This window comes from Fulvivirga lutimaris (assembly GCF_009711525.1).
Lineage (GTDB): Bacteria > Bacteroidota > Bacteroidia > Cytophagales > Cyclobacteriaceae > Fulvivirga > Fulvivirga lutimaris.
This window is the reverse complement of sequence record NZ_SMLV01000432.1, coordinates 3,821-15,374: the sequence shown is the minus strand read 5'-3', so window position 1 is coordinate 15,374 and position 11,554 is coordinate 3,821. Positions and strand designations below refer to the sequence as shown.

General features: G+C 38.1%; 9 protein-coding genes. All 9 read left to right on the top strand.

What is annotated here, in order from left to right:
- Positions 1–82: 82 nt before the first annotated feature.
- Complete coding sequence (locus E1140_RS19465; RefSeq protein WP_155188134.1) at positions 83–4,318, top strand: CHAT domain-containing protein; 4,236 nt, start codon at positions 83–85, stop codon at positions 4,316–4,318.
- A 372-nt stretch (positions 4,319–4,690) separates the two neighbouring features.
- The gene (locus E1140_RS19460; RefSeq protein WP_155188131.1) at positions 4,691–5,395 is read left to right on the top strand and encodes a GNAT family N-acetyltransferase; all 705 of its coding nucleotides are present in this window, start codon (positions 4,691–4,693) and stop codon (positions 5,393–5,395) included.
- Positions 5,392–6,585 carry an argininosuccinate synthase gene (gene argG, locus E1140_RS19455; RefSeq protein ID WP_155188128.1) on the top strand — a complete coding sequence of 398 codons (1,194 nt, stop codon included), beginning with the start codon at positions 5,392–5,394 and terminating at the stop codon, positions 6,583–6,585. Before E1140_RS19460 ends, argG begins: the two co-directional genes overlap by 4 nt.
- Positions 6,582–7,556 (top strand): N-acetyl-gamma-glutamyl-phosphate reductase, encoded by a 975-nt coding sequence (argC, locus tag E1140_RS19450; RefSeq protein WP_155188125.1) that lies wholly within the window; start codon positions 6,582–6,584, stop codon positions 7,554–7,556. Before argG ends, argC begins: the two co-directional genes overlap by 4 nt.
- Before the next feature lie 10 nt (positions 7,557–7,566).
- Positions 7,567–8,361: a pyrroline-5-carboxylate reductase gene (gene proC / locus E1140_RS19445; protein WP_155188122.1), complete on the top strand. Its 795-nt coding sequence runs from the start codon at positions 7,567–7,569 to the stop codon at positions 8,359–8,361.
- Between the two features lie 2 nt (positions 8,362–8,363).
- Positions 8,364–9,494 (top strand): aspartate aminotransferase family protein, encoded by a 1,131-nt coding sequence (locus tag E1140_RS19440; protein ID WP_155188119.1) that lies wholly within the window; start codon positions 8,364–8,366, stop codon positions 9,492–9,494.
- Positions 9,491–10,441, top strand: a complete 951-nt coding sequence (locus E1140_RS19435; RefSeq protein ID WP_185153687.1) for an N-acetylornithine carbamoyltransferase — start codon at positions 9,491–9,493, stop codon at positions 10,439–10,441. The genes E1140_RS19440 and E1140_RS19435 overlap by 4 nt, the downstream gene beginning before the upstream one ends.
- Positions 10,431–11,210, top strand: coding sequence for an acetylglutamate kinase (argB, locus tag E1140_RS19430; protein WP_155188114.1), 780 nt, complete (start codon positions 10,431–10,433; stop codon positions 11,208–11,210). Before E1140_RS19435 ends, argB begins: the two co-directional genes overlap by 11 nt.
- A partial coding sequence (locus tag E1140_RS19425) for a M20/M25/M40 family metallo-hydrolase (protein ID WP_155188228.1) occupies positions 11,211–11,554 on the top strand: 344 nt, incomplete at its 3' end. It lies immediately after the preceding gene.

The following is an 11,554-nucleotide window of genomic DNA, read 5'->3' as shown; positions in this document are numbered from 1 at the left end:
TAGAAGGAAAAGGTCTAATTATCAGCGCTTTATTGTACAATTTGACTTAATTTTATAAGATAAGATAAAATCTTTCCCAACTATGAAATCAGTACATTTCAAAGCCTTTGCTATTGTTTTATTATGCCAGCTAGCCTTGGTCGGTAATACTCAAGCCCAAAAATGGGATAAGTACATAAATAAAGCCGATGAGCAATATGAAACCGGTGATTATGAAAAGGCAAAAAAGACACTCCTTAAATTCAAGAAAAAAGTAACTAAAAAACTAGGGGTAAGCAATCAATACATTCCCAGTTATCATTTGAGGTCTGCTAAATTCAACCTGGCATTGGGTTATCTTACCACCTTCGAAAGTGAACTTGAAGAAGCCATTAATGCAAGTAAAGCCGTTTATGGCGATCGATCCATAGAAACTGCGCTTACCAGAATTGAAGCGGCTGAAATAATGGCTCAGTATGGCAATTTTGTAAAGGCTAAAGTTTATTTAGATGATGGTCTTTCTACATTAAAAGCTACTGAAGCCTATACCGACCAGGTAGAAGCTCAAACAGATCTTACCACTGCAGATATTTTAATTGGCCAGGGTTACTTTATTGAAGCTTTGGAAGCTCTTAATAAGAATATTGATTTTTTAAGGTCAAGAGCGGTTAACAAAGAAAGCTTTGTGGATGATAAAGGCAGACTACAATCAAGAAGATTACCTGAGGAAGAAGTCAAAGAAAGAATGGGCGATTATGCAGATGCATTAACACTTAAATCAAATGCTCTTAGGCTGAAAGGTAATTTCAAAAGTGCTGATAGTGCCTTTTTAAGAGCTGAGGCATGGATAGACTCAAACATGGGCAAAAGAGACATTCACTATGTGAAAAACCAATTTTTACATGGTAAGCTCTTAGTAGAAAATGGGCTGGATGTTGATAATATGCCAAGAGAAACAAGATTTGATAAGACACTCAGTAATCTAAGAAGTCAGCACGAAGAAAGTCACTATTTAGCATTTGATTTATATGAAACCCTTATCAAGCAGTATTTGTATAACAACCAAAAAGCTAGATATAAAAATGCTAAAATTCTATATGAAAAAGCCATAAAAAAGAACTTCACAAGAACCAGCCTTCATTACATTAATTTGGAAACGGTTGAGTTCGATTCTAAACTTACTAAGGATAAAACCAAAAATGTTGGTGCACAGGCAAGTGCTATTTTAACCTCAAACAGCGGCTTACCAAAATACCACAAAAAGACCATTTCCTTGCTAGAGTATCTGTATCGGTTAGATATTCAAAATCAGAAGTATGCGCAAGCAGAAGAAAACCTTGTAGACATACTGGAAATTAAAAAAACATTATATGGTGAAGAGTCTCCACTATATCATCTGTCAAAAATTGAGTTAGCTAACTATTACATTGATTATACTGATAAAATCAAAGAAGCTGAAGCCATCTACCAAGAGAGCTTTTATGGAGTAATAGAAAAGCAAATTGATCCATGGCATAAAGATTACGTCAATATACTTAATCACCTAGCCGCATATAATGAAATTACAGATCAGTATAAAAAAGCCAATGACATACTTAATGATGCACTATTTGCTGCACGTGCCAAGTATGATAATAAGGATCCTGATTATGGGGTAGAATTAACATACATTGCTAACCTCCAGTTAAAAATTGGTGACTATGAAAACGCCAGCAATAATATTACTGAAGCAGTAAAAATATTAGAAGATGAGCGCAGAAATGAATACCGAGTCGTTGATTATGTTCAAGCTTTGGAAGTGCAGGCACAACTATTCGCTATTCAAGGGTTGTTTGATGATGCAGAGCGCACACTAACAACCTCCTCCAAACTACTAAGACGTGCCGAATCAACGGTATATTATGATGAACTTGGTGCTGCCGAAGACCTGTCTAATTTATATATTACACTAGGCCGATATAACGATACAGAAATCCTTATTGAAAGGCTTGTTGAGGCATACAGTAAGAGGTATGGCCCAGAATCGAGAAGGCTGATTGTTCCTTTGGTTAATCAAGGCAAAATAGAATTAATCAGTGGTGATTATCCCGATGCTGAAAAAACAGCTCTTAAAGCTCATAGATTTAGCACCTCAGTTTATAATGAAAATTCTACTAAGATTGCCCCTTCATTGCTTTTACTTTCAGAAATATATACAAGCATTGGTGACTATGAAAAAGCTGAGAATAATATAAGAAAGGCCATTGAAATTCAGGAAGCTCAGTTTGGCAGAAACCATGTGGATGTTGGCAAATCACTAACTCAGTTAGCCATTATCAAATTTCACAAAGGAGATGACTTAGATGAAGTTGAAAATATACTTAATGAGTCGAAAGATATCATAATAGCAAAGCTGGGTAACAGGAACCCTACCTATGCCAATATTCTGACAGATATGGCTAAAGTCTACATCTCGCAACGCAAGTATGATGACGCCTTTAATGCACTGACCCTTGCTGAGAACATTTGGATTTCAAAAGTGGGTAAGAGAAATAACATCAACACTGCTGCCATTTACACGCTTACTGGTGATATTCATTATTTACAACGCAGCTATGACCAAGCTGAAGAAGAATATGAAAAGGCCAAACGACTTTATGAAAAATTCTTCAATGAAAATCATCCTGAATATGTAAAAGTACTTTCCAAGCTAAGTAAAGTTTACTACATGGAAGGTGATTCTAAAAGGTCACTTCAAAATATAGAAGAGGCATTAGCCAACTACCAGAACTTTATCAAAGAATATTTCCCTGCTTTGAGTGAGCGTGAAAAAGCGAAATATTGGAACACTATTAAATCTGACTTTGAGTTCTACAATACGCTTGCTTTCAGCAATATGTCCACCAATAAAAAGATAATTGGCGATGTTTATAATAACGCACTTTTAACCAAGGCAATTCTTTTAAACTCTTCAATTAAAATTAGAGAGCGTATACTTAATAGTAACGATGAGGATTTAAAAAATAAATACAACAACTGGATAGAAAAGAAAGAGCAGCTAACCAATGTACTTTCAATGAGTATCGAGCAGCTTCAGGAAAACCAGATTGACCCTGCAACATTAACTGCAGAAGTTGAAAGACTGGAAAAAGAGCTTAGCCAAAAATCAGAGCTTTTCTCTCAAAGCTTTGAGGATAAAAAGATCGTTTGGAATAATGTTCAAAAGGCACTGAAACCAAATGAAGTGGCTATCGAAATGGTCAGATACCGTCATTTTGACCATGTTTTCACAGACTCCATCATTTATGCTGCTATATATGTAAAAAATGAAAAGGAGACTCCTGAGCCGGAAGTAATCTTAATTAGTGACGGTCATGAGCTAGAAACCAAATACTTTAAGAACTATCGAAACAGCATTATCTATAAATTACCAGATGCCTTTAGTTATGAGAAGTATTGGAAACCTCTTCAGGATAAAGTTGGAGCCTATGCAACTATCTATTTAAGTGCTGATGGTGTTTATAATCAGATAAATCTGGAAGCAGTGCCGACCCAAGATGGTAAATATGTGATTGACAACTCCAATATTATACTGGTAAGTAATACCAAAGACATTTACTTTAGACAGGTAAAAACGCAGCTGGTTCAAGACGAAAAGCGAGCCTCTATGTTTGGTAATCCTGATTTCTACCTTACGGCCAGCGCTGGTGAGATAAACTCTTTACCAGGCACACAAAAAGAGCTCAGTGAGCTTGGTGTATTGCTAAAGGAAAAAGGATGGATAGCCAATAGCTACTCACACAAAGACGCTAGCGAAGAACAAATTAAAAGGCTTGACAACCCTAAAATCTTCCATATAGCTACGCATGGATTCTTCTCTCCGAAACAAGAGCTCAAAGCTTCAGACGAATTAACAATAAGTGAGTCAGAAGCTTCTGCCAACCCATTATTAAGAACTGGCCTGCTATTATCAGGAGCTGGAGACCTCTTGAATAAGACCTCCTATAACTACAACATGGAAAGTGGTATTTTAACAGCTTATGAAGCTATGAATCTAAACCTTGACCAAACAGACTTAGTAGTATTGAGTGCTTGTGAAACCGGTCTCGGAGAATTGGCTGTGGGTGAAGGCGTTTATGGTTTGCAACGGGCATTTATGGTGGCCGGAGCCAAAACTTTGATCATGAGTATGTTTAAAGTTGATGATGAAGCCACTCAAAAACTAATGGTTAAATTTTACAAAAAATGGCTTGAGACTGGCAAAAAGAGAGCTTCGTTTGTTGAAGCTAAAAAGGAGCTAAGAGTTGAGTACCAAGATCCCATATATTGGGGCGCCTTTATCATGATAGGGTTAGATTAAAGCTATTCAAGAAGAAAATCGATTTAAAATCCCTATCAATGTGATAGGGATTTTTACATATAAATAATTGATAATTAATACTTTAAAGACTATAATATCAACTTAAACAAATAGTGATAAAAATTTTATTATGATTAATGAAAAATAATCATATAAATTTGTGATTCAAATGAAAGCCAAAAGCACACATATCATATTAGTGCAAACTAGCCCTGCTAGTGGAATGGCTAACTATGCGCCTACTTTTAGGCCAGTAACTACTTCTAGGCCCTAGGGTCTATACTATTTATGGCGGAGTTACGTACTCTGCTAACCTCCGAATCTTATTTTGTCACAATTAACTCTCGCAAGAGAAACTAATCCATTTTAATAATGAATTTTATCATTAAGGTGGCTGATGAAAGTCACCATCATTATGCTGATACCATCTGTCAAATGATGGAAGAAGCTGCCCGAGTAAGAGGCACAGGAATCGCGAAACGCGAGCCTGAATATATTTGCAAAAAAATGACTGAGGGCAAAGCCGTAATAGCCCTTGATCATGATGCTGTCATTGGCTTCTGCTATATCGAAAGCTGGCAGGACAAGAAATTTGTGGCCAACTCTGGGCTTATAGTACATCCGGATTTTCGACAAACCGGATTGGCCAAGGCCATCAAACTGGCAACATTCGAATTGTCCAAAAAGATGTTTCCTGAAGCTAAACTTTTCGGTATCACCACCAGCTTAGCAGTAATGAAAATCAACTCTGACCTGGGCTACAAACCAGTAACCTTCTCTGAGCTCACTCAAGATGAGTCATTCTGGAAAGGGTGCCAGAGCTGTGTAAACTTTGATATCCTAACCAGGACCAATCGTTCGATGTGTTTATGTACTGGTATGGCTTGTGACTTAAGCAAGGTTACACCCAAAGAAGCTGAGAAAAACAGGCAAAAGGCTTGGGAGAGTTTTACGCAGTTCATGAAAGAGCGTAAGGTTCGCATTCAGCAAAAAATGGTCAAATTTCCATTCCTTAAACCAGCATTAAAAAACACAACCGTTGATTCGGAAACAGTGATAAAACATAAACTTCCATGAAGAACAATAAAGTAGTATTAGCATTTAGCGGTGGACTAGACACCTCCTATTGTGCTAAATATTTAGCCAACGAAAAAGCGTTAGAAGTTCATTCTGCCATTGTGAATACAGGTGGTTTCTCAAAAGAAGAATTATCTGCCATTGAGCAAAAAGCAATTAATCTTGGTGTAGCAAGTCATGTTACGCTTGAAAAGACCAATGAATATTATAATAATATTATCAAATATTTGATCTATGGTAATGTGCTAAAAAATAACACCTATCCGCTTTCAGTGAGCGCAGAACGCATTTATCAGGCCATTGCTTTAGCAGAATATGCTAATAAAATAGGGGCTTCAGCCATTGCTCATGGAAGTACCGGAGCAGGAAATGATCAGGTGCGTTTTGATTTAGTATTTCAATTGCTTGCGCCAGAGCTTGAGATCATCACTCCTATTCGTGATATGTCATTATCTCGAAAAGAAGAAATTGATTATCTAGCCAAGCATGGACTGGCCTTAGAATGGCAAAAAGCTCAGTATTCCATTAACAAAGGCCTTTGGGGAACGAGCGTTGGTGGAGCAGAAACTTTGACTTCTCATCTGGCCTTACCGGAAGAATCATATCCGAGTCAGGTTGAAAAATCTACTTCTGAGGTGATTGCCCTTCAATTTGAAAAGGGAGAGATCAAAGGCATCAATGGTAAAAAATTAGACCCTGTTTCTGCCATTCAACAATTAGAAGAGATTGCCAATAAATACGGAATTGGCCGCGACATCCATGTTGGTGATACAATTATCGGCATAAAAGGGAGAGTCGGATTTGAGGCGGCCGCTGCATCAATTATCATAAAAGCACACCATCTGCTCGAAAAGCACACACTTTCTAAATGGCAATTACATTGGAAAGAGCAGCTCGCCAGCTGGTATGGCATGTTTATACACGAGGCGCAATATTTTGAGCCTGTAATGCGAAACATTGAGAAATTCTTAGAAGACACTCAAACCAATGTAACAGGAACGGTAACCGTTGAGCTTCACCCCTACCGATTTATAGTTCAGGGTATAGAATCAAAATATGACTTGATGAAATCTGGCTTTGGTGACTATGGTGAAAAGAATAATAACTGGTCAGGTGATGATGTAAAAGGGTTCATTAAAATAATGGCCAACCCAATGAAGATATACAAACACGTAAACGACAAGGCATGATTAAAGCAGGAATAGTAGGAGGAACAGGTTATGTTGCAGGAGAATTATTAAGATGCCTTATTCATCACCCAGAGGTGGAAATTGACTTTGTTTACAGCCACTCAAAACCAGGAGAGCAAATCAGCAAGGTTCATCAGGATATGCTGGCTTCAGATTTAACATTTACTGATAAAGTGAACGCTAGTGCAGATGTTGTTTTCCTTTGTTTGGGACATGGCAACTCTATTAAATTTTTAAAGGAACATCAATTCTCAGCAACAACAAAAATCATTGATTTGAGTAATGATCTGCGACTTAAAAAGGATGCTATACTTGATGGTAAAAAGTTTATTTACGGGCTTGTGGAATTGAAGAAACATGACATTCAATCAGCACAATTTATAGCAAACCCTGGTTGTTTTGCCACGGCAATTCAATTAGCACTGCTGCCACTTGCCAAACACAAACTTCTAAATGATGAGGTACATGTGCATGCCATTACAGGTTCTACGGGTGCAGGTCAGGGACTGACAGAAACTTCTCACTTTAGCTGGAGAAATAACAACCTGTCTATTTACAAGGCTTTCAGCCACCAGCATCTCGATGAGATTGGTGAAAGTGTAGTTTCTCTTCAGTCTGAATTTAATCAGGCTATAAACTTCTTGCCACTCCGTGGCGACTTTACGCGTGGCATTCTGGCAAGTGTGTATCTCAACTGCAGTTTGGAGGGAGAAGAACTGGTCTCATTATTTGAAGACTTTTATAAAGACGAGCCATTTACTATTGTTACTAAGGACAATGTTAACCTTAAACAGGTGGTAAATACCAACTACTGCTTTCTTCAGGTTCAGAAAATTGATGGTAAAGTATTAATCACTTCGGTAATTGATAACCTACTCAAAGGAGCTGCCGGACAGGCGATCCAGAATATGAATTTAATGTTCGGATTGGAAGAGCAAACCGGATTGGGTTTTAAAGCTTCCTATTTCTAAAAATACAATTATGAAAATATCAATAATAGGAGCTGGCAATATTGGAAAAGCTATAGCTAACGGACTTTTAGAAAAAGGTAATGTTTCAAGCTTATACCTTACTAAAAGAACTCTTGACGATCTGGAGAATTACAAAGGCAATAAAGTGGTTACTTTAACTACAGATAATGTTGAGGCGGTTAAAAATACTGACCTTATCATTTTTGCAATACAGCCGAGACATTTTCAGGCGATTCTTGAAGAGGTAAAAGGTCACATTACCGAGCAACATGTCATCATTTCTGCAATTACAGGGTTCAAAATTTCGCAGATTGAAAATGTTATTGGTGACGATAAACATATAATTCGATCTATGCCAAACACAGCCATTGCAGTAGCTCAGTCGATGACCTGTCTTTGTGCGAATAAAAAGGGCAATGAAAAAATGGCTCTTGCCAAAGAAATCTTCAAAAACTTAGGTTCCGCTATCGTCATCCCTGAAGAGCAAATGCAGGCTGCAACGGTAATTTGTGCAAGTGGTATCGCCTTCTGGATGCGATTAATTCGTGCAACCACACAAGGCGCTATTCAATTAGGTTTTGAATCTAAAGAAGCGCTTCATATGTCAGTGCAAACCTGTCTGGGAGCAGCCAACCTTCTGGTAGCTTCAGGCAGTCACCCAGAGCAGGAGATAGACAAAGTGACCACACCAAGAGGATGCACTATTGAAGGATTGAATGAAATGGAACATCAAGGTTTGAGCAGTTCACTCATCAAAGGACTGGTGGCATCCTTTGAAAAAATCACCCAAATTTCTAAAGACTAAAAATGGATTTATTTAATGTATACCCAAGATTCAATATACAATTGGAGCGTGCTTCAGGAGTTTATGTATATGATGAAAAGGGCACTGAATATCTTGACCTTTATGGTGGACATGGAGTAATTTCTATTGGCCATAGCCACCCTCATTATGTAAAATCAGTAACTGATCAATTGAATAAAATTGGCTTTTATTCCAATTCTGTTTTAATGCCTATTCAAGAACAATTGGCTAATAAGCTAGGTCAGTTGTCAGAATATGATGATTATCATCTGTTTTTATGCAACAGCGGAGCTGAAGGCAATGAAAATGCCTTAAAAGTTGCCTCATTCCATACAGGTAAAAATAAAGTAGTTGCTTTTAAGCATAGCTTTCATGGCCGAACAGAAGCAGCTTTAAATGTTACTGATAACGCGAAACTTAAAGCACCTATTAATGAAAGTGCTTTTCCTGTTGAGCTGATTGACCTAAATGATGAAGGTCAGCTATCTGATACTCTAAAAAGCAATGATGTTTGTGCTGTAATTATTGAAGGCATTCAGGGTGTAGGCGGATTAAATATGCCCACTGATAATTATTTGCAGTTCCTCGAAAAGGAGTGTAAAGCTCATGGTGTGATGTTGATTTTGGATGAAATACAATCTGGATTTGGTAGAAGTGGGAAATTCTTTGCACATCAGCATGCAGGTATAAAAGCAGATATAATCTCAATGGCCAAAGGCATGGGCAATGGCTTCCCGGTAGCTGGAGTTTTAATAAATCCGGAAATACAGGCCTCAAGTGGAATGCTTGGGACGACTTTTGGTGGAAATCATTTGGCTTGTGCAGCAGCACTGTCTGTTTTAGAAACTATTGAGAATGAAAGGCTAATGGAAAATGCAGAGACCATAAGTAAGCAATTAATTGCCGAATTAAAGCAGCTTCCAAAAATCAAAAAGATAAAAGGCCGAGGCTTAATGATTGGTGTTGAGTTGGATGAACCAATAAGCCAGCTTAGAAGCAAAATACTCAACGACTATAAAATATTTACAGGTAATGCATCAAACCCAAATGTGTTGAGAATTCTTCCACCATTAGGTATAAAATGGGAACAGGTTCAGCCATTTGTAGAAGCATTAAAAAAAGAACTCGCGTGAAAAATTTTACTTCAATAAAAGATGTGCCTGATGTAAAGGCACTGCTCCAGTTGGCTCAGGAGATAAAAAAACAACCCTATAACTATAAGAGCTATGGAGAAAATAAAACATTAGGCCTCCTCTTTTTCAACCCTAGCCTGCGCACCAGAATGAGCACCCAAAAAGCCGCTCAAAATTTGAGCATGCAAGTAATGGTTATGAACCTTAACAGTGATGGCTGGCAAATAGAGTTGGAAGATGGGACAGTAATGAACCAGGGCACTCAGGAGCACATTAAAGAAGCTGCTGGCGTGATCTCTCAATATTGTGATATTATGGGGGTTCGGACCTTTCCTTCCCTGACTGATAAAGAAGCTGATTACAGTGAAAAGGTACTGAATAAATTTCTTGAACATTCCTTAATACCGGTTATCTCATTAGAAAGTGCTACCCTTCACCCTCTACAGTCATTTGCAGATCTCATTACTATTGTAGAGCAAAAGAAAATTGCAAAGCCAAAAGTGGTACTCTCCTGGGCTCCACATGTGCGTTCATTACCACAAGCAGTGTCCAATTCTTTTGCACAATGGATGAGCAATGCGGATGTTGACTTTATAATCACAAATCCCGAAGGGTTCGATCTGGCCGATGAATTCACCAATGGAACAAAAGTTATTCATGATCAGGATGAAGCACTGGCTAACGCTGACTTTGTATATGCCAAAAACTGGTCATCTTATGAAGACTATGGTAAAATCAGAACTGACCTCAACCAATGGCAAATCACCAACAAAAAGATGGCCTTGACCAATGATGGAAAATTCATGCATTGCCTTCCAGTTAGAAGAAATTTGGTGGTGGCCGATGAAGTGCTAGATTCAGAAGCATCCATTGTTTTACAGCAAGCTAACAACCGAACTTATGCCGCGCAGGCCGTGCTATTAAACATCTTGAGAAATGGCAGTTGATTTAAAAGTTATTAAGATTGGTGGTAATGTAATTGACAACCCTGCCATGCTGGACAGTTTTCTACAGGATTTTGCTGCATTAGAGGGGTCGAAAATATTGGTGCATGGTGGTGGCAAAAAGGCCACTGAGTTAAGCCAAAAGATGGGTTTTTCTCCTCAAATGGTAGAGGGCCGAAGAATCACTACAGATCAGGATATCGAAGTGGTGACCATGGTGTATGCAGGGCTCATCAATAAGTGTGTAGTGGCTAAACTTCAGAAGTTAGGGAATAACACTATAGGCCTGTCGGGAGCAGATGGTAATGCTATTCTGGCTTCCAAACGTCCGGTAAAAAATATCGATTATGGTTGGGTTGGTGATATTGAGAAAGTAAATGCCGGTTTTTTAAGATCACTTATTGACCAAGGTATCACACCTGTCCTTTGTGCCATCACACATGATGGTAATGAGCACCTTTTAAATACCAATGCTGATACCATTGCTTCCGAAGTCGCTGTTGCCATGTCAACACTTTACAATACTCAGTTGATTTACTGCTTTGAAAAGCAGGGAGTACTCACCGATGTAAATGATGAGAGTTCTGTAATTTCTGAACTTAATGAAGCAAATTACAACTCGTTAAAAGACGAAGAAGCCATTCACTCCGGAATGATTCCAAAGCTTGACAACTGCTTCAATGCATTGAAAAAGAATGTTGCTAAAGTAATTATTGGAAGTCCGGAGGTGCTAAAAAAGGATTACGAAACCTTTACTACCTTAACCTTGTAAATGGAAACCTCAGTATTATATAGCAAGGCTATTGATCTGCTCAAACAGCTGATCTCCACTCCTTCTTTATCAAAAGAGGAAGATAAAACCGCTGCATTAATTGCCGATTGGTTGAATAATGAAAACATTGAATGGAAGCAAGACCAAAATAATATTTGGGCTACCAATAAATACTTTGATAGTAACAAACCCACCATCCTTTTAAACTCCCATCACGACACGGTAAAGCCAAACAAGGGTTACACCAAAGATCCTTTTAGTCCTGAAATTGAGGATGGTAAATTATACGGTTTGGGAAGTAATGATGCAGGAGCAAGTTTGGTTAGTTTGATGGCAACTTTCAG